The sequence below is a fragment of the Carnobacterium sp. 1290_CSPC genome (genome assembly GCF_001053265.1).
Classification (GTDB): Bacteria; Bacillota; Bacilli; order Lactobacillales; family Aerococcaceae; genus Aerococcus; species Aerococcus urinaeequi.
In genome coordinates this window covers 1-215 of record NZ_JVVG01000041.1, presented here as the reverse complement: position 1 = coordinate 215, position 215 = coordinate 1, and the positions used below count along the sequence as shown (strand labels likewise).

At 51.2% G+C, this 215-nt stretch carries 1 tRNA gene; it reads right to left on the bottom strand.

Features of this window, described 5'->3' with window-relative positions:
• Window positions 1–70: 70 nt before the first annotated feature.
• Window positions 71–152, bottom strand: a tRNA-Leu gene (locus tag AC973_RS03120).
• Between the last annotated feature and the right edge of the window lie 63 nt (window positions 153–215).

Sequence of the window (215 nt, the reverse complement as noted above, 5' to 3'; positions counted from 1 at the left end):
ACTTGAACCCTCGACCCTCTGATTACAAATCAGATGCTCTACCAACTGAGCTAAGCCGGCTTATATATAATGCGGGTGAAGGGACTTGAACCCCCACGCCTTGCGGCGCCAGATCCTAAATCTGGTGCGTCTGCCAATTCCGCCACACCCGCATAATGACCCGTGTAGGATTCGAACCTACGACCCACTGATTAAAAGTCAGTTGCTCTACCAAC